This is a genomic window from Microcoleus sp. OTE_8_concoct_300 (genome assembly GCF_031383065.1).
GTDB lineage: Bacteria > Cyanobacteriota > Cyanobacteriia > Cyanobacteriales > Microcoleaceae > Microcoleus.
This window is the reverse complement of the sequence record NZ_JANMZH010000079.1, coordinates 1-19,323: the sequence shown is the minus strand read 5'-3', so window position 1 is coordinate 19,323 and position 19,323 is coordinate 1. Positions and strand designations below refer to the sequence as shown.

Annotated in this window: 24 protein-coding genes; 12 read left to right on the top strand and 12 right to left on the bottom strand. The window is 44.2% G+C overall.

What is annotated here, in order from left to right; genetic code table 11:
• Nucleotides 1–223 precede the first annotated feature (223 nt).
• Nucleotides 224–292: a hypothetical protein gene (locus tag ACUVJL_RS03925; protein WP_445244653.1), complete on the top strand. Its 69-nt coding sequence runs from the start codon at nucleotides 224–226 to the stop codon at nucleotides 290–292.
• Between the two features lie 81 nt (nucleotides 293–373).
• On the top strand, nucleotides 374–745 hold the full coding sequence (locus ACUVJL_RS03920) for a DUF5615 family PIN-like protein (RefSeq protein WP_445244651.1): 372 nt from the start codon (nucleotides 374–376) through the stop codon (nucleotides 743–745).
• Between the two features lie 102 nt (nucleotides 746–847).
• Here the strand turns inward: ACUVJL_RS03920 and ACUVJL_RS03915 are convergent, their stop codons facing one another.
• Nucleotides 848–1,096, bottom strand: coding sequence for a hypothetical protein (locus ACUVJL_RS03915; protein ID WP_445244650.1), 249 nt, complete (start codon nucleotides 1,094–1,096; stop codon nucleotides 848–850).
• Between the two features lie 541 nt (nucleotides 1,097–1,637).
• Here ACUVJL_RS03915 and ACUVJL_RS03910 point away from each other — a divergent pair.
• The 4 genes from ACUVJL_RS03910 (at nucleotide 1,638) to ACUVJL_RS03895 (ending at nucleotide 3,309) form a co-directional block, all read left to right on the top strand.
• Complete coding sequence (locus ACUVJL_RS03910; RefSeq protein ID WP_445244649.1) at nucleotides 1,638–2,009, top strand: hypothetical protein; 372 nt, start codon at nucleotides 1,638–1,640, stop codon at nucleotides 2,007–2,009.
• Between the two features lie 5 nt (nucleotides 2,010–2,014).
• Nucleotides 2,015–2,443 carry an HNH endonuclease gene (locus ACUVJL_RS03905; protein ID WP_445244648.1) on the top strand — a complete coding sequence of 143 codons (429 nt, stop codon included), beginning with the start codon at nucleotides 2,015–2,017 and terminating at the stop codon, nucleotides 2,441–2,443.
• Between the two features lie 92 nt (nucleotides 2,444–2,535).
• Nucleotides 2,536–2,724 carry a hypothetical protein gene (locus tag ACUVJL_RS03900; protein WP_445244647.1) on the top strand — a complete coding sequence of 63 codons (189 nt, stop codon included), beginning with the start codon at nucleotides 2,536–2,538 and terminating at the stop codon, nucleotides 2,722–2,724.
• 36 nt (nucleotides 2,725–2,760) lie between these two features.
• Nucleotides 2,761–3,309 carry a hypothetical protein gene (locus ACUVJL_RS03895; protein ID WP_445244646.1) on the top strand — a complete coding sequence of 183 codons (549 nt, stop codon included), beginning with the start codon at nucleotides 2,761–2,763 and terminating at the stop codon, nucleotides 3,307–3,309.
• A gap of 562 nt (nucleotides 3,310–3,871) precedes the next feature.
• Here the strand turns inward: ACUVJL_RS03895 and ACUVJL_RS03890 are convergent.
• The 6 genes from ACUVJL_RS03890 to topA form a co-directional block, all read right to left on the bottom strand.
• Nucleotides 3,872–4,531, bottom strand: coding sequence for an alpha-ketoglutarate-dependent dioxygenase AlkB family protein (locus ACUVJL_RS03890; RefSeq protein ID WP_445244645.1), 660 nt, complete (start codon nucleotides 4,529–4,531; stop codon nucleotides 3,872–3,874).
• Nucleotides 4,532–4,544: 13 nt separating this feature from the next.
• Entirely contained in the window at nucleotides 4,545–5,333 is a 789-nt protein-coding gene (locus tag ACUVJL_RS03885) for a hypothetical protein (protein ID WP_445244644.1), read from the bottom strand.
• A gap of 569 nt (nucleotides 5,334–5,902) precedes the next feature.
• Nucleotides 5,903–6,157 (bottom strand): hypothetical protein, encoded by a 255-nt coding sequence (locus tag ACUVJL_RS03880; RefSeq protein ID WP_445244643.1) that lies wholly within the window; start codon nucleotides 6,155–6,157, stop codon nucleotides 5,903–5,905.
• A gap of 2 nt (nucleotides 6,158–6,159) precedes the next feature.
• On the bottom strand, nucleotides 6,160–6,612 hold the full coding sequence (locus ACUVJL_RS03875; RefSeq protein WP_333222527.1) for an HNH endonuclease signature motif containing protein: 453 nt from the start codon (nucleotides 6,610–6,612) through the stop codon (nucleotides 6,160–6,162).
• Nucleotides 6,603–6,848, bottom strand: a complete 246-nt coding sequence (locus ACUVJL_RS03870; RefSeq protein ID WP_333135026.1) for a hypothetical protein — start codon at nucleotides 6,846–6,848, stop codon at nucleotides 6,603–6,605. Before ACUVJL_RS03870 ends, ACUVJL_RS03875 begins: the two co-directional genes overlap by 10 nt.
• A gap of 190 nt (nucleotides 6,849–7,038) precedes the next feature.
• A complete protein-coding gene (gene topA / locus ACUVJL_RS03865) occupies nucleotides 7,039–9,771 on the bottom strand; it encodes a type I DNA topoisomerase (protein WP_445244642.1) in 2,733 nt (910 codons plus the stop codon).
• Between the two features lie 392 nt (nucleotides 9,772–10,163).
• Between topA and ACUVJL_RS03860 the strand changes: the two genes are divergently transcribed.
• Nucleotides 10,164–10,937 (top strand): VOC family protein, encoded by a 774-nt coding sequence (locus ACUVJL_RS03860; RefSeq protein WP_445244641.1) that lies wholly within the window; start codon nucleotides 10,164–10,166, stop codon nucleotides 10,935–10,937.
• A 152-nt stretch (nucleotides 10,938–11,089) separates the two neighbouring features.
• Here the strand turns inward: ACUVJL_RS03860 and ACUVJL_RS03855 are convergent, their stop codons facing one another.
• From ACUVJL_RS03855 to ACUVJL_RS03845, 3 genes are read right to left on the bottom strand one after another with little or no spacing between them, the layout of a single operon-like run.
• On the bottom strand, nucleotides 11,090–11,929 hold the full coding sequence (locus tag ACUVJL_RS03855; protein WP_445244640.1) for a hypothetical protein: 840 nt from the start codon (nucleotides 11,927–11,929) through the stop codon (nucleotides 11,090–11,092).
• 53 nt (nucleotides 11,930–11,982) lie between these two features.
• A complete protein-coding gene (locus ACUVJL_RS03850; RefSeq protein WP_445244639.1) occupies nucleotides 11,983–12,138 on the bottom strand; it encodes a hypothetical protein in 156 nt (51 codons plus the stop codon).
• 50 nt (nucleotides 12,139–12,188) lie between these two features.
• The gene (locus ACUVJL_RS03845; protein ID WP_445244638.1) at nucleotides 12,189–12,461 is read right to left on the bottom strand and encodes a hypothetical protein; all 273 of its coding nucleotides are present in this window, start codon (nucleotides 12,459–12,461) and stop codon (nucleotides 12,189–12,191) included.
• 265 nt (nucleotides 12,462–12,726) lie between these two features.
• On the opposite strand from ACUVJL_RS03845, the gene ACUVJL_RS03840 reads away from it, so the two are divergent.
• The 5 genes from ACUVJL_RS03840 to ACUVJL_RS03820 all read left to right on the top strand — a co-directional run bounded on the left by ACUVJL_RS03840 (nucleotide 12,727) and on the right by ACUVJL_RS03820 (nucleotide 17,896).
• Nucleotides 12,727–14,298, top strand: a complete 1,572-nt coding sequence (locus tag ACUVJL_RS03840) for an NAD(P)H-quinone oxidoreductase subunit N (protein ID WP_445244652.1) — start codon at nucleotides 12,727–12,729, stop codon at nucleotides 14,296–14,298.
• A gap of 158 nt (nucleotides 14,299–14,456) precedes the next feature.
• Nucleotides 14,457–15,047: a Uma2 family endonuclease gene (locus ACUVJL_RS03835; protein ID WP_445244637.1), complete on the top strand. Its 591-nt coding sequence runs from the start codon at nucleotides 14,457–14,459 to the stop codon at nucleotides 15,045–15,047.
• 74 nt (nucleotides 15,048–15,121) lie between these two features.
• Nucleotides 15,122–15,727, top strand: coding sequence for a Uma2 family endonuclease (locus ACUVJL_RS03830; RefSeq protein ID WP_445244636.1), 606 nt, complete (start codon nucleotides 15,122–15,124; stop codon nucleotides 15,725–15,727).
• 140 nt (nucleotides 15,728–15,867) lie between these two features.
• Nucleotides 15,868–17,487, top strand: a complete 1,620-nt coding sequence (locus tag ACUVJL_RS03825) for a cyclic peptide export ABC transporter (RefSeq protein WP_445244635.1) — start codon at nucleotides 15,868–15,870, stop codon at nucleotides 17,485–17,487.
• Nucleotides 17,468–17,896, top strand: coding sequence for a GNAT family N-acetyltransferase (locus tag ACUVJL_RS03820; protein ID WP_445244634.1), 429 nt, complete (start codon nucleotides 17,468–17,470; stop codon nucleotides 17,894–17,896). Before ACUVJL_RS03825 ends, ACUVJL_RS03820 begins: the two co-directional genes overlap by 20 nt.
• A 2-nt stretch (nucleotides 17,897–17,898) precedes the next feature.
• On the opposite strand, the gene ACUVJL_RS03815 is transcribed toward ACUVJL_RS03820, so the two are convergent.
• Together ACUVJL_RS03815 and ACUVJL_RS03810 are read right to left on the bottom strand one after the other, a co-directional pair.
• The gene (locus tag ACUVJL_RS03815) at nucleotides 17,899–18,258 is read right to left on the bottom strand and encodes a Spx/MgsR family RNA polymerase-binding regulatory protein (protein ID WP_445244633.1); all 360 of its coding nucleotides are present in this window, start codon (nucleotides 18,256–18,258) and stop codon (nucleotides 17,899–17,901) included.
• A 120-nt stretch (nucleotides 18,259–18,378) separates the two neighbouring features.
• Nucleotides 18,379–18,822, bottom strand: a complete 444-nt coding sequence (locus tag ACUVJL_RS03810) for a DUF4332 domain-containing protein (protein WP_445244632.1) — start codon at nucleotides 18,820–18,822, stop codon at nucleotides 18,379–18,381.
• Nucleotides 18,823–19,323: the final 501 nt, after the last annotated feature.

Sequence of the window (19,323 nt, the reverse complement as noted above, 5' to 3'; positions counted from 1 at the left end):
CAATTTAATGTGAAGTTGCACATATCTCGATCCCCCTAAATCCCCCTTAAAAAGGGGGACTTTGATCGGAATCTTGTCCCCCCCTTATTAAGGGGGGCTAGGGGGGATCGGATTCTATGCAGCCTCATAAAAAATTGGTATTATCTAATTATTAACGCAAAATTTAGCTAACACCTGGCAAGGAATTAGCCAAACTCCCGGTGTCTGCGGCGGTGATGCTTGTATGAGAAAGACTCGCATTCTTGTTTGGGTAGTGGAAAGTTTTCGTCGTTTGGGTATGAACGAGTCTTGACTCTTAAATAACTATCCCAAGCAAATGCCTGGCCTTATGCGGCAGCTTTCCCAGATGAAATTGACATAGCTATCGGCAAGAATGACGAGGATTGAAATAAGGGCGCGTCTTGATGCTGACGAACTATTTTCCAGAGAGGTTGTAGATTTGCTGCGCTTTATGATTCACAATATTCTGACACTGCAAGCAGCCGGAAAGGATAACCCAAAAAATCCTGACGAAGAAGTGTTAGCTTTTGCAGTCAGTGAAAATCGAGCTGTTTTAACTCTAAATCGCCGTCATTTTATTAGACTGCACAGCTTACAGTCTGACCATGCTGGAATTATTGTCTGTAAGGCAGACCAGGACTTAGCAAGAATGGCGACTAACATTAATGAAGCTATTTCCTCACTTGCAACATTAACAGGTCAATTGATTCGAGTCTATCGTTCTGGATCGTCATCTATATCTTAAGCGATCGCCACCAAGTAAACTCAAGCAATCTCAATCCGAAAATCATTGCATCGGTTTGATTGCTGGCTAGATGCCATCGCCGATATTTCCCGCTGAAAAAACCTAGGAGGCGACTAAAACAGGACAGTGTGAAATCCGGCAAACATTGGACACAGTTGGTTGGTGGGAAACGACTCGCAGTTCGTGAGGATACCGGGGACGCGGGTCATTTTCTAACCAGATGGGCGGTACCATCATCACTTCATAGTAAGCGATCGTATGCAAAACCCCTGGCTGGGACTTCAACTCCACTGTTAAGCCCGCTCGGTACTCAAATGCTTCTTCCCAGTCTAAGTTTTCATTGATACCCATAGCCATCGCGCCTCTTAATCTTGTTTCTTTTCTCAATTGTAGGGCGTTACATAAAACATTGGGTACTTTCTGTTGCTTATGATACAATTTGTAACCTTATATATACGTTCCCTGACAATTGAACAGAGAAGAGCAATTGTCAATAAGTAAATAGGATGATTTGACCGACGGGTGACAAGTAAGCCCAAAAGCTAGGCTTGACAAGAGTTTGAGTTGATATGTCTCAAAAAAAATAGGGGCGATGGAACCGCGCAGACGTTTATGATACAAAGGAAGAGAAGAGAAGAGAATTTTAAGGACGGAAGTACAAACCTATTTTTGCCAGCTTGTCTAGTATTTTATAAATAAAGAAACTCGGTTTTTTTAATAAACCGGGTTTCTGGATGAGTGAAAACTAAACTAATTTCACTTGGCTTTCTTATTTGTCGCTGTCGCCATATTTTTAGCAAGCGAGAGCCTTCTTCATTTCTTTTTGGCAGATGTCTCATACTCAAAGTAAAATATGGCATAATATAAACATTAGTTTCATAGCTTTGCACCTATGACCGCCCAAATCACCCTAAATCTGCCAGATGAAGTCTATCACCAAGCAGAATTGCTAGCGCAGCAACGCCACCGCACCGTGAGTGAGATTCTAGTAGAAACTCTGGAAAATTTTCTCTTACCAACCGCTAAACCAGTATCAGCACTGTCTGATTCAGAAGTAATCACTCAGACTCAACTCCGCCTGCAACCACTCCAAGAGCAAAGATTGAGTGAATTGCTAGACCGCCAACAATCCGGTACGATCGCATCTGTAGAGCGCGATGAATTGCAGGGATTAATCCACATATATGAAACTCGACTATTGCGACAAGCTCAAGCCTTAAATGAAGCTGTGCGGCGCGGCTTGATCGAACCATTAAAAGGATAAGCAAAATGGCGATTTCCGAACAAGTGCGATCCAGAGTTCGCGCACAAGCTCAAAACCGATGCGGTTATTGTCGCAGTTTAGAAAAGTATATTTTGGGAATACTGGAAATTGACCATATTATTCGTAAAGCGATTGGCGGTAGTGACGAGGAAGAAAATCTATGGCTGGCTTGTAGTCTGTGCAATAATTACAAAGGAACCCAAACTGAGGCATTCGATCCGGTGACGCAAAAACACGTTAAGTTGTTTAATCCGCGCACTCAACAATGGTCACAAAATTTTGCTTGGAGTGAAGACGCTACAGAAATTATTGGACTTACAGATTGCGGCCGCGCCACAGTCACAGCACTACAACTAAACAATAATATTGCTGTTAGTGTCAGGCGTCAGTGGGTTAGTGCTGGATGGCATCCGCCCACAGACATTTCTCCTTAAAAGGTTTGAGGGTCACAAATGGTCGATCGCGCATATCGCCTTTGTTGCGGCCCAGGAGATTTTAGACCAGCGCGAGGTCAGGGATATGGGGTTTGGGCATCAGACTTATAGCTATAAGGAAGTTTCGAGGTTACGGTTGCATCCCAATCACCGCGCTTGTTTTGGGGAGTCGCCCGATTTTTGAGGCGGCGGGTAAAAATGTGGTTGAACTGCGTGAAATGGTAAGGTGTTCGACAGAAGATGCGATCGATCTAGTGCCTAAAATAAGCAGCGGCTACTAACCTCGATCGCTGGCGGATAACCTTGTTTTTGTAAGTATGAAGTTCAAGACCGTAAAAGAAGTTATATCCTGGAAAAATTTTATACTAGATGGTGAAATATATGATTTATCACATCTTAATGCTGACTGGGTTGAATATCTCGACAAAAGAGACGAAAAAAATATAATCACGTACAAATTTATAGTAACTTATGGTTTACATTGTTTTACTAAAGATTCTGATGATATTTCTAGCGAAGAATCACAGTTATTAATGTACAATGGGCCGAGAGAGTCCAGAACATTTAATTTTGAGAGATACCAACTCTCAAAGCAATTACCGAGTATTGTCAAGTCATTGGGAGAGAAGGAAACGTTAGTTTGTCACGCTGGGTATGGAAAATTTGCGATCGTTAAAGTTTTGGATTCAAAGGGTATAGAGGTTGAGTATTTCGTTGCTTTTGCCGCATTTAGAGAAAGTAAAAGGCTGAGATTACACATACACAGTGCTTATCCTATATACGAAGGGATAGGTAAAGTAAAGAAAGTGGGCTTTTTCGTCATAGCCAAAAATTTATTGCAGAATAAGGAATTACCGAAGCCCTAAAATAACAAAGGCTCCTTAAGGAGCCTTCGCCAAAATATAAATTTTGGTATTCAGAACGTCTTTACCGGAATTCCTCGACCCTCGTGGGTAACGGGATGTCATGATTAGATCATGTCTGCTGCATCCATAGGTCTAATATAATTCATGGTTTGGATCTGTGTCAAGTTTTACTCAAGCAAAGTATTAAAATTTTCCAGTGTGGGCGATTTGCGGTATGGTACGCTTTCTAGTTCTGGATTGCCGCAGTTTTGTCGTGAAAGTCGATCGCACATATGGCCTTTTCTGGCGATCCAGGAGATTTTAGACTAACCAAAGGTCAGGGATAGGGTGGGTGGTGCGATCGAACAGAAGGATCTGGTTTCGCGGTTACGGTTGCGTCCAATTCACCGCGCTTGTTTTGGGAAGTCGCCCAATTTTTGATGCGGTGATGGGGAAAGAATGTGCTTGAATCTTTGTGGAAAGGTAAAGTGTTCTAGAGAAGATGCGCTCAATAACGGCGACTGACATGAGCCGCCCCAGATAACATTAAACGCCCAGATTCTTTGAACACTGACACAGCGCATCAGTTAAGAATCACCCGGAAGGTTAAATTTATTCTTGGTTCTACGTGCCTCGATGTTTTCGGAATCTGGTGTTGCCAGAAATGCTGAGTTTCACCAGCCATGAGAAGAAAACTGCCATCTGTTAACTCAACTTCCGCCTTTATATCTTTGTCTTGCCTGTGCCGAAACATAAACTTTCTTGTTCCCCCAAAACTGACAGAACCAATTACAGGGTTCTCGCCTAATTCTGGCTCCTCGTCGGTGTGCCAAGAGATGCCATCATTTCCGTGACGGTAGAGATTCAGCAAAACGCTATTGAACTGCACTCCTGCAATATCTTCAATTCGCTCTTTCACTTCCAGTAACGTTGGTGTCCAAGGTTCAGGATTAAGATGGATACCGGAGAATGTGTATGATTTGTCCATATCGCCGTACCAAGCAGTTTTTCGCGGCAAATTTATGTCTTTGCCGTAAAGCTTCATCTTGTCCTGCCGCCAGTTAATCTCGTCGCGCAAAATTTCAAAAATTCTATCACTTTCCTGCGAGTCGAAAAAATTTCGATAGAAAGTAACCTCTGCGTTTGGCATGGACAAGACTTCCCCTAGCCCATCATTAGTGAAAGAGCCAAATCCAGAGAATAAGTCTCCCTGAACATAATTTACGGTAGATTTGCTTTTCATAATAATTGTTTCCTCAGCGTTGAGTCAGGTTTACGGTGAATTGCCTCTCACATCTACTTATTTTACACTCTTTGTAGTTTCCAGTTGCAGCATAGAAAAGTTCTCCGTAGATTGATTCATTTGAGCTAGACTCTCTAGTCACTTGGTGAGACGGAAAGAGATTGTAGAACGTTTCAAGTCGTTGCTGTCCCTCGTTATACGGACTTGTGCAAATGACACGGTTAATTCCGTGAAAGGAGCTAAACATCAATTGATACAGTTGTGTCAGGTCAAACCCTTGTACGTCTATTATGTTCGAGAACAGGTGAATTTTTCTGCGATCGGGTTCTGAAACCAAATCATTAGAAGTCAGATCGTCTATATACTTATTTACCAGTCGCACCACAGAATCAGTTGAGGGGTTGTTCTGAAACATTCGCTGAACGAGGCTGCGTCCACGCTGTAGTGAAACGGTAGATGGCTCTATGAGTGTTATAGATGACACATTGAGATTAATGTTTTTCTCTATGAGATAGTCAATTAGAACACAGGTTGCCAATGCTTGACCACATCCCCAATCGATAATCTCTATGTCTGCGCCCTCGATATTCTCAAATTTTGTTGAGGCGTATGCCGCGTAAAGTTTGTAGAAGTGATGTCCACCATAGAGAGCAATATACCTGATGCACTCCGATTCATCGCTCAGGACTCTTGTGCCGTTGTCGAGATTATCAAAGGGAACTCGAATCTGTGCTTCGGTAACACTAGCGTTATAAATGCTGCTGAATCTTATTTGCGCTTCCTCTGGACTTGGGATTTTCATGAAAATTATAGTAAAGCTGCATCAAACTACTACTGGTTAGACTGCCCACATTACGCGATGTATGAGTGTTCCAAGATCCTTTGACGCTGCAATGAGTATTGCACCCTAATGGCAATTTCAAAGTACCGTCCTCCCAAACAACTTAGGCAGCTTAACTAAGCGTTAACCCGCAAATGCGAACTCAACACTTTATCTGATCCCAAAGTACCGCATCTTTTGTACCCAGTCAAGTTATAGTCAAGAAAATTTTCAAAAATTTACAGCTCGCTAGATCGCACTCTACACCAATAACCTGTAAGTTTATGATGGATGTTTTTACAATATATTCCCGAAGTTGACTCGTATTTTTTGAGGGTAAAATTCGATGATAATATGGAGCGATCGCCCAAACATCTCTTTATTGAAAAACTCCGATAGGCCTACTACCTTAAAACCCTATTTTAAGGACTGAAGTCCGAACGATCAAATCTAATTTTTTTCCATATTTTAACAACAAAGAAACCCGATCGCACTTGGGGCGATTCCCCCCTGCAGACCTGGTTTCTCGATCAGTGAAAACTACACTAAATTCAAGTTGTCTTCTTCTTAGTCGCAGTCGCAGTCGCAGCCTTCTTAGTCGTGGTTTTCTTCGCCGCAGTTGTCGTCTTTTTAGCAGTAGTTTTCTTCGCCACAGTCTTCTCAGTTGCGGTCTCCGACTTCGCCGCCGCAGTCTTAGTAGACTTCTTCGACTTGCTGCTAGATTTACCGCCCGCTGTTTCCTTCGTTGCTAACAATTCCAGTGCTCTTTGCAAGGTGAAATTCTCCACAGATTCATCCTTCGACAAAATTATGAATTTTGGCGAGGATCGTTAGAGGGAGGATGCCACCCTGCCCTAATCCATAAACGACGAGCTCTGATAATCGCTCCTTCATTATGATATAGATCGTTAAGGTCTAATCGATCGCAGGTTCCCCTACCTGTTGGAGTAATACCCATTATTTCTAAACCATCCGCAGACCAGTTAAAATGCTCAGACCATTGCTGTTGACGGGGGTTAAACAAAGTTACTTCTTGTTCTGTTTCTGGATCAGTACCAGTGACAAAATTATAGCGATTATTATTACAGCGATGACAAGCTAAAGCTAAGTTTTCAAGCTCATCGCTACCACCAATCGAGCGAGGTAAAATATGATCTATCGTAAATAGAGTAGAGCTACTTTCTTCCGCTGAATGGCAATATTCACAAAGAAAATTAGCTCTACTTCTTACTAAATTTCGAGTGGCGCGGTTTACGGACATGAGGCTGCTATAACTTTAGCGTTAATTAAGGTAAAAATCCGATCTAGTTCTAGTAAGCTTGCTAATTCTACAACCTCTTCTGAAGTTAAAAGATTAGCCTTTTTTCTGTCGGCTAGTTCTTCTAATCGGGCTTGCAGGTTTTCCGTAAATTTGAATAAGTAAAGATTTCTGACTTTCTCAATCGAAATCTCGCGATCGATCCAGTAGGAAGGTTGTACCATAAGTTCAGCTATCATGGTGATTAATTACTCCAATTACTACACGGATAGTTTTGATTATATCATGAGAACGAAAGGATTACTTTAGAAAGAGCCGACCTACTTACGCAGGGCGCGATCGCAGAAACCGAGTTTTTTACCGAATCTGTCTGCTAAAACAAATTATTGCTAAAAACCCGGTTTCTGACCGTACAGTGCGTAAATCCTGCTAACTTGACTTAGTTGTTTTCTTGGCTGTTGTCGCAGTCGCAGCCTTCTTAGTAGTCGTTTTCTTCGCCGCAGTTGTCGTCTTTTTAGCAGTGGTTTTCTTCGCCGCAGTTTTCTCAGTTGCAGTCTCCGACTTCGCCGCCGCAGTCTTAGTAGACTTCTTCGACTTGCTGCTAGATTTACCGCCTCCCGCTGCTTCCTTCGTTGCTAACAATTCCAGTGCTCTTTGCAAGGTGAAATTCTCCACAGATTCATCCTTCGACAAAGAAGCATTGATATCGCCGTGTTTCACGTAGGGGCCGTAGCGCCCATCGTAAACATTGATCAATTCTCCCGACTCTGGATGCGCGCCCAATTCCTTCAAAGGTGTGGCTGATTTGCTGCGGCCGCGGGCGGCTTTCGGCTGCGATAATAACTCTAAAGCCCGATCGAGCGTTATCGTCAAAACATCATCCGGCGGTTTGATCGATCGATAATCTTTCCCCACCTTACCCTGGTCATGCACCACATAAGGCCCGTACATCCCCAAATTAGCTTGCACCTTCGCCCCCGTCTCCGGGTGAGTGCCCAACAAGCGAGGTAAAGTCAACAAACTCACCGCCATATCCAGCGTCACGCTATCCTTATCCGTCCCCTTCGGTAAAGAAGCCCGCTTCGGTTTCTTATTCGTTTCCGAAACATCCCCTAACTGAACGTATGGCCCATAACTGCCAATCAGCACATAAATCGGTTCCCCGGTTTCCGGGTGGAGTCCCAATTTTTCCGGGCCTTCGGTTTTTTGCTTTAACAGAAACTCGACTTGTTCCGGATCTAAATCTGCCGGCGTCAAATCTTGGGGAATTGATGCTTTTACGACGCCTTCTTCGCCTTCCGATTCCAGGTATGCGCCGAATTTGCCGATGCAGACTTTAGCTGAAATATTCTCCAATACCACAGTTCGGGCAACTTTCGCGTCAATCTGGCTTTCCTGTTCTTTGACTTGGGTTGCGAGTCCGGTTTCCCCTGTATAAAACTTTTGCAAATACGGCAGCCATTTCGCCTCGCCGGTAGCAATTTCATCGAGGGTTTGTTCCATTCGGGAAGTAAAACCGGTGTCTACTAAATCGGGAAAATGTGTTTCCAATAAAGTAGTGACGGCGAAAGCAGTGAATGTCGGAATTAGGGCGTTAGCTATTAATTTGGCATATCCCCGATCGACAATTGTACCGATAATACTCGCGTAGGTACTCGGACGGCCCACACCTTCGCTTTCCAACATTTTAACGAGTGAAGCTTCCGTGTAGCGGGCGGGAGGTTGAGTTTCGTGGCCAACTGCCTCTAAATCCTTACAATTAGGTTTATCCCCCACCTTCAGCGCCGGCAAAATCACCTCTTGGTCTTCCAACGCCGCATCTGGATCGTCGGAACCTTCCACGTAGGCCCGCAAAAAGCCTGGAAAATCAATGCGTTTGCCGCTGGAACGGAAACCTGCATCTTCTACCTGAGTTAATACAGTGACGTGAGTTTGGCGGGAATCGGCCATTTGAGAAGCGACAGTCCGCTTCCAAATCAAATCATAGAGGCGGAAATCAATCCCATCCAATCCCGTTTGCTGCGGAGTCCGAAAAGTGCTGCCGGCCGGACGGATAGCTTCGTGGGCTTCCTGGGCACCTTTGCTTTTGGTGGTGTATTTGCGCGGTTGGGGGCTGAGGTATTCGCTGCCGTAAAGTTCTTGCACGCAACTGCGCGCCGCTGCGATCGCCTGTTCGGACAAATGCACCGAATCCGTCCGCATATAGGTGATAAAACCGCGTTCGTAGAGACTTTGGGCAATTCGCATGGTTTCCCGCGCACCCAGCCGCAGCTTGCGGTTAGCTTCCTGCTGCAAAGTCGAGGTCGTAAACGGCGGCGAAGGTTTGCGGGTGACTGGCCGTTCTTCGAGATTGGTGACAGTCCAAGGTTTGTTTTGGATGCGTGAGAGTAAAGCCCGCGCCTGTTGTTCGTTAAGCAAAAGTACGCGGCGGCCGGAGATAATTTGCCCGGTATTTTCATCAAAATCGCTGCCGTTTGCAACTTTGACATTGCCGACTGTCACGAGTTTGGCATCAAAAGAAATCTTGCCCTTTTCCAAAAGGGCTTTTAAATCCCAGTAACTACCTTGGCGGAAAGCGCGGCGTTCCCGTTCCCGGCGCACCAAAAGCCTGACTGCAACTGACTGTACTCGGCCCGCGGACAAACCCCAAGCGATTTTTTTCCACAGTAACGGAGAGAGTGTGTAACCGACGAGTCGATCGAGAATTCGGCGAGTTTCTTGGGCTTGTACAACTCGATTGTCGATATCGCGGCAGTGAGTTAAGGCGTCGCGGATAGCTTCGCGGGTGATTTCGTGAAACACCATCCGCTTGATGGGAACTTTGGGTTTGAGGATTTGCAGCAAATGCCAGGAAATGCTTTCGCCTTCCCGGTCTTCGTCAGTGGCTAGAATCAGTTCTGTGGCGTCTTTGAGGGCGTCTTTGAGTTCTTTAACAATTTTCTTTTTATCTTTCGGGATGACGTAGAGGGGTTCAAAGTCTGCCTCCACGTTTACGCCGAGTTGCGCCCATTTTTCTCCTTTAACGGCTTCTGGTATTTCTTCGGCGGAGGATGGTAGGTCGCGGACATGGCCCATCGATGCCTCTACACGGTAGGTGGAGGGCAGGAAGTTGCGGATGGTGCGGGCTTTTGTCGGAGATTCGACGATGACTAAGGTTGACATGGCATCTTTTAAATATGGATGGCAGCGCAGCTAGAGGGTCTAAATTACAGAGTGTAGGTCAGATGTCAAGGTTTCTTTCAACTTTGGGCGATTATTTTCAAACTACCTTAATTTTTAAGTTACTGCCGATCGGGTGGCAGGTGACAAGCTGATGGGATTTTACTGCTTTCGGGCCAGAGGCTGCGAATCGCCTCTCTACAAGATGCACAGGAGGATGACCTGACTTTAGCAGAATTGTCGGTAACTGGATGTTGAGACTGCTGGATGCGGTCTGATGGTTCCTCAATCTTGTTGTAACTTGAAGCTTATGTCCGGCTTGGGACTAGCGATTGCGCGATTTTAGATTTTAGATTTTAGATTGGGAAAGATTTACTGAGTAGAAATTTGGGACTTTGGTACAGTATGCAGTGCAGCCTAAGCGTTGCGAGCAGAAAAAAAGCCATCACAGGGGATTAAAATTACTTGAGCGATCGATCGATTCTCTGAACAATGCTATGACATTTGAATTTGACCATCTTTTCATCCTTACTGATATTGGTGCTTCGGAAGCTAATCGTTTATCCTCCTTCGGTTTAGTTGAGGGTGCATCTCGCATTCATCACGGACAAGGTACAGCCAATCGCTGTTTCTTTTTCCATAACGCTATGTTGGAATTGTTATGGATTCACGATCCAGAAGAGGCGAAGTCTGAGCCCATTCATCTGACTCGTCTTTGGGAGCGATCGACAAATCGGAATAATGGTGCGTGTCCATTTGGCATCTGTTTGCGTCCAGCCAAAGGTTCTGAGGACACCGTTGCATTTTCTAGTTGGGCATATCGTCCACCTTATTTACCTGAAACGATGAGTATCGCGGTCGCAACAAATAGTGATGTGTTGACTGAGCCGATGCTTTTCCAAATTTCCTTTAGTCAACGTCCAGATCGATACTCGGGCCAGAAGTCACAGCCTTTGGAGCATGGTGTTGGTTTACGCGAAATTACTCGTGTAGAATTAGTCAGTCCTGCTGCCAATAATCCCTCACCTGAACTTCAAGCAGTGCTTGAGACAAATCAGGTAAAGTTACGGATAGGAACCGAGTATTTTGTGGAGCTTGGTTTTGATGAAGAAGTGCAGGGACAACAGGTAGATTTTCGACCTGGATTGCCGCTTATTATCAGTTGGTAATCTAAGCTGTAGGAGTCATACCCGTAAGCTGCCGAAACTGTTTGCTTAAATGGCTGTGGGTATTGAACCCACACCAATCATACAATTTCTATAATCGATCGCTCTTTTTGTTTTAACAACTGCTTTGCCCGCTCTAACTGATTTCACCTTTTCTAACTTCGATCCTTCGATCTGCGTTGCCGGTGCCGCAAACCTTCAATATCCAAAGTCTCTTCAATTTCCCATTGAAACTTTCCTTCTCCCATGACGGCCGCAATCTTGGAACTCGGGATGGGGCGAGCACCTCTGGCAAGTCTGGACTCTTTGAATCCATCTCCTGTAATCGTATACTGGAGGTCATAGTGACGGCATAACTGTTTCAATCTCTCAATCTTATCCAGTGGCAAAGCTCCTATCCATGCCTTACCATTCCAACTCAGTCCGGCTTTATTCAACTGCTCCTTGACTGGATAAGTTTTTCCATAAATAACAATGTTAACTCGTTGCTCAATGCTTCTCGGCACAGTTAAATTAACGCTGCTTTCAATTATTTTTAGTTGTTGAACTGTCTGTTGGCACGGATTTATTAACGGGTGCTCCCGATCGAAATTAGCAGGAATTTTGCCCCAAGATGAAGTATCCCACTTCAAGACAGCATTGGTATAATCTTTATTGAGCAACCAATTTAAGGCCCTTTCAATTAAGTTAAATATTTCTTCGTTATTTTCATTTCGTTCCAAGTTTGTCCACACCTTCTTGCTTCTAACCCACAGAATAGCTGTTTCCGAAGCGCAATAAATAGGTATGTTCCTACCTTGATTGTTGAGATGAGCTAGGGCATGAACAATTGCTAAAAATTCTGCGAGGTCCTTCGTGCCATTTGACATGGGACGTTTGTGAAAAATTACTTCCCTGGTTGCTGTATGCACGCCTCTGTATTCAACATCACCAGGATTACCAATACATGAAGCCTCGACGCAAATACTATCTATGACCGGTTTACTTACAGGCATAATTTTTCCTCTTGCCTTAGCTTGATATTTCCCACAAAGTTGGTGAATTAGATTTATAGCAAACTATAAAAAACATTGTGACATCGTGCCAAAAATTCTGCGTCTGCTTCCTCAAACTTAATATTTGTCAATTCTAAATCGGCAATTTTTTGCTGAGCTTGCCGCAACATTCTCGAAGCAAAGTCAGTTCCCCTTAGATATTGCACCATTCTCAATTAGGCTTTTATGAACAGGCAAGATGCCTGTTCCACAAGAAAATTTATTTTTTGTGGAACGGGCATCTTGCCCGTTCTTGAGAATGGTGCAAGATGTGAGTTCCCAAAAAACTGCCTGCAGAACCAACAGCCTCCGCGGCCGCAATCGCCGCTAAACCTGTTCCGGTGGCGCTATCTAGAACCAGCTTGCCCGATCGCACTTTTGCCAATTCTACTAACCGAGTTGCAGCTTGTTTGTGAAATTCATTCTCGTAGTCGGGGCGGTTATTGAAGTCATTGAGAATCTGCTGTTTTTCGGCACTTAGCGAGTCAGTCATGCCGAATTACTGGTTTCACTTTCTACATTGTGGCAGTTATGGTCGATCGCGACTCTCGTCCCCGGTGACATCAGGCGGCAATCTCTACAATGCCCGCAAATGTATGCAAAACCGCTACCGAGTATCAACTCCCCGGCAACAAACACCCGCCAAACTGGGATCGCGAAGCTGTAATCCGCTACAATCTGTGTTTGGTAAAGAATTTTTACAAGTTCACAGCCCTTTACAGCCTTTTCGGCTTGTACTACCCAACCTGCGTGAAAATATGGATTTTGCTACTCTTGCCGCCCAGCTAAATGCTGGAACTATCTTGCCAGAGGGAATTGTCATCATCACCCTCTTGGTGGTTCTCGTCGGCGATTTAATCGTAGGCCGGAGTTCCTCGAGTTGGACTCCCTACGTTGCCGTTGCGGGTTTGCTGGCCGCCGTCGCTGCTTTGTTTTTGCAGTGGGATAACACGGATACCATCTCGTTTCTGGGCGGTTTTAACAGCGATGCCTTGAGTATAGTGTTTCGCGCAATTATCGCTTTGACTACGGCTGTCACTATTTTGATATCCGTCCGCTATGTACTGCAAACGGGTACTGCTTTAGCGGAATTTATCGGCATTTTGCTGACCGCTACTTTGGGGGGAATGTTCCTCAGCGGCGCTGATGAATTGGTGATGATTTTCATTTCGTTGGAAACTCTGAGTATCTCGTCTTATTTGCTGACGGGTTACACAAAACGCGACCCGCGTTCCAATGAAGCTGCTTTGAAATATTTGTTAATTGGGTCGTCTTCTTCGGCAGTGTTTCTCTACGGGCTTTCGCTGCTGTACGGGTTGTCGGGCGGCCAAACTAAGCTGAGTGCGATCGCGGCTAACCTTTCTACGGTGAATGAAGGTCAATCTCTCGGTTTGGTGATTGCTTTGGTTTTTGCGATCGCCGGAATTGCCTTCAAAATCTCTGCGGTTCCCTTCCACCAATGGACTCCTGACGTTTACGAAGGTTCTCCCACACCCGTTGTTGCCTTCCTTTCTGTCGGTTCCAAAGCAGCCGGTTTTGCCCTAGCAATCCGCTTGTTAACAAGTGCTTTCCCCGCACTTACCGAACAGTGGCACTTCGTATTCACGGCCTTAGCCATTCTCAGCATGGTGTTGGGAAATGTGGTTGCCCTCGCCCAGACTAGCATGAAGCGGCTTTTGGCTTATTCCTCGATCGCCCAAGCCGGTTTTGTAATGATTGGTTTAGTTGCAGGAACCGAAGCCGGTTATTCCAGCATGATATTTTATCTGTTGGTTTACCTGTTGATGAACTTAGGCGCTTTCGCCTGCATCATTCTGTTCTCGCTGCGGACTGGAACCGACCAAATTAGCGAATACTCCGGTTTGTATCAAAAAGACCCATTGCTAACTTTAGCATTGAGTATTTGTTTGCTTTCCCTCGGTGGAATTCCGCCCTTGGCTGGATTTTTCGGCAAAATCTATCTATTCTGGGCAGGCTGGCAAGCTGGACTTTACGGCTTAGTTATCTTGGCATTGATTACCAGCGTAATTTCAATTTACTACTACATCCGCGTCGTCAAGATGATGGTAGTCAAGGAACCTCAAGAGATGTCAGATGTTGTCAAGAATTATCCTGAAATTCGCTGGAACCTTCAGGGAATGCGGCCTTTGCAAGTCAGTGTTGTACTGACTTTGGTTGCGACAACATTGGCGGGAATTTTGTCGAATCCCTTGTTTAATTTGGCTAACGATGCTGTGATCAACACTCCCATGTTGCAGTCGGCATTGAGTCACATTGTACCAGTTTCTGCTGCGAAAGTCGAATCGCATCTTTTGTCTCGCCGGGATTAATTTTTCCTGGTTTTGAAATTTTGAAACGCGCCTAGCTTTACTTTGTGAAGTTGGGCGTTTCTTTTTTGGTGTGATATACTGTTTATTAGGATTTTTAACCGCAGATGTAGGCAGATTAACGCGGATTAACGCAGATAAAGGTTAGTACAGAGGCAACAATGTTAGTACAAAGTAAGGAAAAGTTTTATTCTCCAGATGAGTACCGGGAGTTAGAGGAAACTGCTCAGTTTAGAAATGAATACCGCGATGGAGAAATTGTACAAATGAGTGGTGGTAGTATTAATCACAGCCAGATAATCGGTAATATTTATGCGTTCTTAAAATCTGCTTTGCGGGAAAAGAATGCCAGACCATTTATGAGCGATTTGCGGTTGTGGATTCCTCGGTATCGACGCGGGACTTATCCAGATGTGATGGTAGTTGAAGGAGAATTAGTTTGCACAGAGGGACGGAAAGATGAAATACTCAATCCTGTGCTGATTGTGGAAGTGCTTTCTAAGTCTACCAAGGATTTCGATCGGGAGGATAAGTTTCGGTTTTATAGATCGATCCCAGAATTCCGGGAATATCTATTAGTCAGCCAATCTGAGTTTTTAGTGACACAATATATTAAAACTGAATCGAATGAATGGTTGTTTCGGGAATATGAAGGAGAATCGGCAATAGTTTCCTTCGCTTCAGTGGAAGTGCAAATGTCGATGAGCGAGATTTATGAGTTGGTTGTATTTCAAACGGAGGAGACTGATTAAATTATTTTTTTTAACCGGAGATGTAGGCAGATTAACGCAGATTAACGCAGATAAAAGTTTGTACAGAGGTAAAAATGTTAGTACAAAGTAAGCCAAAAATTTATACTCTAGATGAGTACCGGGAGTTAGAGGAAACTGCTGAGTTTAGAAATGAATACCGCGATGGAGAAATTGTACAAATGAGTGGTGGTAGTATTAATCACAGCCGGATTATCCGAAATTTGAGTAGAGTCTTGGGAAATTTGTTTGAGGGGCAGCCCTATGAGCTTTTTCACAACGATTTGCGGTTGTGGATTCCTCGGTACCGACGGGGAACTTACCCGGATGTGATGGTTATTGAAGGAGAGCCAGTTTTCAACGAGGGACGCAGTGATGAGATCCTCAATCCGATGCTCATTGTGGAAGTGCTTTCTAAGTCTACCAAAGATTTCGATAAAGAGGATAAGTTTCGGTTTTATCGCTCCATTCCTGAATTGCGGGAATATGTATTAGTGAGCCAATATGAGTTTTTGGTCGAACAGTATATTAAAACTGACTCGAATGAGTGGTTATTTAGGGAATATGAGGGAGAAACAGCAACAGTTTCTTTTGCTTCGGTGGGAGTGCAAATGTCGATGAGTGATATTTATGTAAAAGTAGTATTTGAAACCCAGGAAACGGAAGTACAAGAAGAAAATTAATGCTATTGGGGGATGCGAATATCAAGATACCCGACTGCTGAATCAAATTTATTCAGTAGTAATCGAGATTCTCACTAAGAAGTCGGGGATTTGGTTGGTTTGCACCAGAGTTTCAAAAGTTAAATTAAGAGTAAAATTAGATGAATGTAATTTGGTTACTATTAAAAGCTTCTTGGTTAAATGTTTCCATCGCCATACTCACAGGCTTAATCAGTGGCGGTTGCAGCGCTATGTTAATTTCCCTAATTAATCGGGCAATCAGCGACAATTCCAATGGTAATTTAGTCTGGTATTTTGCCGGATTAGCAGTTTTGGCTCTCGTCGCCGGAGTCATATCGCAATTTTTGTTAATCTACCTTTCTCAAGAAGCTGTTTACAATCTGCGGCTGAGTTTGAGCCGTGGCATTTTGTCTACTCCTTTGCGGAACTTGGAAGAGTTGGGCGCTAACCGCTTGCTGGCCACTCTGACTGATGATGTGGGAACGCTTTCTAATACTATATTTTTGATTCCTTTTCTCTGCGTTGATATCGCCGTTGTTGTCGGCTGCTTAACTTATTTAAGCACGATTTCGGGTACAGTTTTTGTTGTTGTATTTGGTTTTCTGGTGCTGACGATTGGCACGGTGCAGTTGTTGCTCAATAAAATGCGGAAATTCTTCGATTTAGCCAGAGAAGAACAAGATATATTGTTTAAGCATTTTCGCAGTATTACTGATGGAATTAAGGAACTAAAACTGCATTCCTTGCGTCGCCAAGAGTTTTTTACGGAAGAATTGCAGGTGAGTGCTGATGCTTCCCGCGATTATAACGTGACTGCTTTGAATACTGGTGCAGTTGCGATGGGAGTTGGGCAGTTGCTGTTTTTTATGCTGATGGGTTTGTTGTTATTTGTTGTACCCAAATTTGTGCCGATTTCTACTCCGGTTTTGTCAGCTTACATTCTGACAAGTACCTATTTGATGTCTCCGTTTCAGAATATTTTGCAAAGGTTGCCGGCGCTTTTTCGTGCTAATACTTCTGTGGAAAAGATAGAGAGGATGGGATTGGCTTTGGCGAGTCAAGCTGAGATAAATTCAACGGTTAAACTGCCTGACAAGGCTCAGTGGGAGACGCTGGAGTTAAATCGAGTAATTCACAGCTATCCGGGAGAAAAAGAAGACAGCAATTTTAGTTTGGGCGAGCTGAATTTGAAGTTTCATCCTGGTCAATTGGTGTTTATAATTGGCGGTAATGGCAGCGGAAAGTCTACTTTAGCTAAGTTAATCACTGGTTTGTACATTCCTGAATCGGGAAAAATTCTCGTAGATGGTCAGCCAATTACTGAGGAAAATCGAGAGTGGTACAGGCAGCATTTTTCGGCAATTTTTTCTGATTTCTATCTGTTTGAAAGGCTTTTGGGGATGACTAATCACGATTTGGATAAGCAGGCTGCTGAATATTTGCGAGAGTTTCATTTGGAAAATAAAGTTGAGGTGAAAGATGGAGTTTTGTCAACTACGGCTTTGTCTCAGGGACAGCGAAAGCGGCTGGCTTTGTTGACGGCGTATTTGGAAGATAGACCGATTTATTTGTTTGATGAATGGGCTTCGGATCAAGACCCGTTTTTCCGGGATATTTTTTACAAGCAGTTGCTACCGGAGTTGAAGCGGCGGGGGAAAACGGTTTTTGTGATTAGTCACGATGACCGCTATTTTGATTTAGCCGATCGCGCAATTAAACTAGATTACGGTAAAGTTGAGTATGACCGATCAAATGGATAAGTACCGAATTGTCGAAACTTTGACCGAAAGCCAGGTTTCCGACTTGATGGATTTATACAAAAACGAGTTTTGGAGCGACAAGCGGACGCGGGAAGATGTTGTAAAAATGCTGGCTTCTACTGATGTTATCATTGGTTTGGTCGATGAGTGCGATCGACTAATTGGCATTACCCGCGTCCTCACCGATTTTGTCTACAGAGCGATGATTTTTGATGTCATTATCAAGCCGACACACAGAAAAATGGGACTGGGTGCAAAGTTGATGGATGCAGTTTTCAATCACCCCAAATTGCAAACTGTCGAGAACTTTGCTCTTAACTGTTTGCCTCACATGATACCGTTTTACGAGCGTTGGGGTTTCTCGGATGACGTGGGCGAAATTAAGTTTTTGCGCCGAACAACAGGCTGAACTCAGCCCTTTGAAAGCCCCAATCTTTCTCTAATTGCGTCTTCTTTGAAACCTACTAAAACAGCCGTTCCATCTTTAACGAAAAGAGGACGTTTCAGCAGCATCGCATCCTTTGCAAAAGCCTCTACCCACTGTTCGCTAGTCCAATTATTCTTGTCCTCGCCCAAAGCGCGGTAAGATTGACCGGAAGTATTTCGCATGGGTTGAAAACCCAAAGCAGCTACCCAGCTTTGGATTGTTTCGCGCGTTGGCGGCTGTTCTTTTGTGTTAATGAACTCGTAATTAACAGCGCTATCTTGGAGCCACTGGAAAGCTTTTTTGCAGGTGCCGCAGTTCGGGATTCCGTAAACTTGAATTGACATAATAATGATTGTTGACTGTTGACTGTTGACTGTTGACTGTGTGCTAATAACAACTAACAACTGACAACTGACTACTAACTAATGACTAATGACTAATGACTACTGACTACTGACTAATGACTAATCACTACGGAGTAATCTAGCTTGTTGAACCCATTTTTGCACGCGATCGACCGAAGGAGTCAAGTCATTGCGCTGCATTGTCGCTACGTGCAGTTTTAAGATTTGTTGGTGCAATATCTCCACGGGCATTTGAGCTAATTGCTCCGCAGAAGGAACCCCGGCGTGAAGTAACAGCCCGCAATATTGACAGCCTACACTCGGAATTCGAGCCAATTTTGCCATCGCTACCCATTTATTAACATCTTGAATGTTAACCTGTAATTGATGCGCTAGTAACGCTTTCGCCGCCGGTGTTTTGGTCATGCGAATTAGTTGTTCGGTTGTGGTGATGCTGCACCCTTCCAGTTGAGTTTGGTTTTCCTTGCTCAATCCCGGTAAGTGTGCTATTGGCCAGTCCCGTACTTGCACGGAAGTTTGAGGAGCTTTGTGAGAAGTTTTCATGTTTTTTTCTGTAAATTTACTTATACTTTAAAGTCTAAAAGATCAAACAGTCAAGAGAGGCGATCGCTCATGTCACGCATTTAACAAAAACCACACCAGCAAATTTTGCCGATCGCGGGTGTAGCCGCCGGCCCGGCTAATTGCCGCCGTAGTCGCACTTTCAGCCTTTTTGTCCTAGCAGTCTGGCCGTGCTATTGCTGCACAAAATCATGCCGACGATGACGACAAAGATGATCAAAAAGGCAACCCAACAGATAAGAGCAAAGAATAAAATAAAGATGAGACTTTTTCCCAAAAATGACTGCCAAGTTAGCAGTCAGGACTTTAGTGCTTTAATGCGGAGAATGAAAGCACTCCCGGCTTATACCAATTTTTTATGAGGCTGCATAGAATCCGATCCCCCCTAGCCCCCCTTAATAAGGGGGGGACAAGATTCCCATCAAAGTCCCCCTTATTAAGGGGGATTTAGGGGGATCGAGATATGTGCAACTTCACATTAAA

Bases quoted from the DNA above. Each gene is read 5' to 3' on its own strand.
- ACUVJL_RS03920 (WP_445244651.1), top strand. From the start codon at position 374: ATGACGAGGATTGAAATAAGGGCGCGTCTTGATGCTGACGAACTATTT.
- ACUVJL_RS03915 (WP_445244650.1), bottom strand. From the start codon at position 1,096: ATGGGTATCAATGAAAACTTAGACTGGGAAGAAGCATTTGAGTACCGA.
- ACUVJL_RS03910 (WP_445244649.1), top strand. From the start codon at position 1,638: ATGACCGCCCAAATCACCCTAAATCTGCCAGATGAAGTCTATCACCAA.
- ACUVJL_RS03905 (WP_445244648.1), top strand. From the start codon at position 2,015: ATGGCGATTTCCGAACAAGTGCGATCCAGAGTTCGCGCACAAGCTCAA.
- ACUVJL_RS03895 (WP_445244646.1), top strand. From the start codon at position 2,761: ATGAAGTTCAAGACCGTAAAAGAAGTTATATCCTGGAAAAATTTTATA.
- ACUVJL_RS03890 (WP_445244645.1), bottom strand. From the start codon at position 4,531: ATGAAAAGCAAATCTACCGTAAATTATGTTCAGGGAGACTTATTCTCT.
- ACUVJL_RS03885 (WP_445244644.1), bottom strand. From the start codon at position 5,333: ATGAAAATCCCAAGTCCAGAGGAAGCGCAAATAAGATTCAGCAGCATT.
- ACUVJL_RS03875 (WP_333222527.1), bottom strand. From the start codon at position 6,612: ATGTCCGTAAACCGCGCCACTCGAAATTTAGTAAGAAGTAGAGCTAAT.
- ACUVJL_RS03870 (WP_333135026.1), bottom strand. From the start codon at position 6,848: ATGATAGCTGAACTTATGGTACAACCTTCCTACTGGATCGATCGCGAG.
- topA (WP_445244642.1), bottom strand. From the start codon at position 9,771: ATGTCAACCTTAGTCATCGTCGAATCTCCGACAAAAGCCCGCACCATC.
- ACUVJL_RS03855 (WP_445244640.1), bottom strand. From the start codon at position 11,929: ATGCCTGTAAGTAAACCGGTCATAGATAGTATTTGCGTCGAGGCTTCA.
- ACUVJL_RS03850 (WP_445244639.1), bottom strand. From the start codon at position 12,138: ATGGTGCAATATCTAAGGGGAACTGACTTTGCTTCGAGAATGTTGCGG.
- ACUVJL_RS03845 (WP_445244638.1), bottom strand. From the start codon at position 12,461: ATGACTGACTCGCTAAGTGCCGAAAAACAGCAGATTCTCAATGACTTC.
- ACUVJL_RS03840 (WP_445244652.1), top strand. From the start codon at position 12,727: ATGGATTTTGCTACTCTTGCCGCCCAGCTAAATGCTGGAACTATCTTG.
- ACUVJL_RS03835 (WP_445244637.1), top strand. From the start codon at position 14,457: ATGTTAGTACAAAGTAAGGAAAAGTTTTATTCTCCAGATGAGTACCGG.
- ACUVJL_RS03830 (WP_445244636.1), top strand. From the start codon at position 15,122: ATGTTAGTACAAAGTAAGCCAAAAATTTATACTCTAGATGAGTACCGG.
- ACUVJL_RS03825 (WP_445244635.1), top strand. From the start codon at position 15,868: ATGAATGTAATTTGGTTACTATTAAAAGCTTCTTGGTTAAATGTTTCC.
- ACUVJL_RS03820 (WP_445244634.1), top strand. From the start codon at position 17,468: ATGACCGATCAAATGGATAAGTACCGAATTGTCGAAACTTTGACCGAA.
- ACUVJL_RS03815 (WP_445244633.1), bottom strand. From the start codon at position 18,258: ATGTCAATTCAAGTTTACGGAATCCCGAACTGCGGCACCTGCAAAAAA.
- ACUVJL_RS03810 (WP_445244632.1), bottom strand. From the start codon at position 18,822: ATGAAAACTTCTCACAAAGCTCCTCAAACTTCCGTGCAAGTACGGGAC.